Annotated in this window: 1 pseudogene; it reads left to right on the top strand. The window is 66.0% G+C overall.

Annotated elements, in window-relative coordinates:
* Positions 1 to 256, top strand: a pseudogene (locus tag SB771_RS35645) (NYN domain protein); the annotation flags it as partial.

Raw genomic sequence — 256 nt, 5'->3', positions numbered from 1 at the left:
ACGAGAAATCCGGCGCCTACGTGTATCGGAGCACGGCGGCGAACGTAGCGGGCGAACACGCGAGCGAGTCGAGCGAAGCGGCGGAATCGGCGGAACAACTGTACGAGGCGCAGGTTGCCGAAGCGGCGATCGCCGAGTCGAGCGGCAAACACGAATCACGCCGGCGCGGTCGCGGCAATCGCAAGACAGGACGTGGTCAGCAGGAAGCCGTTCACGAAGAACGCACGTCGGCCGAACACGGCGAGAGCGCGCAAGC

The sequence above is a fragment of the Burkholderia sp. SIMBA_051 genome, from assembly GCF_046534915.1.
Taxonomy (GTDB): Bacteria; Pseudomonadota; Gammaproteobacteria; order Burkholderiales; family Burkholderiaceae; genus Burkholderia; species Burkholderia ambifaria.
This window is presented reverse-complemented; position numbering and strand designations above follow the sequence as displayed.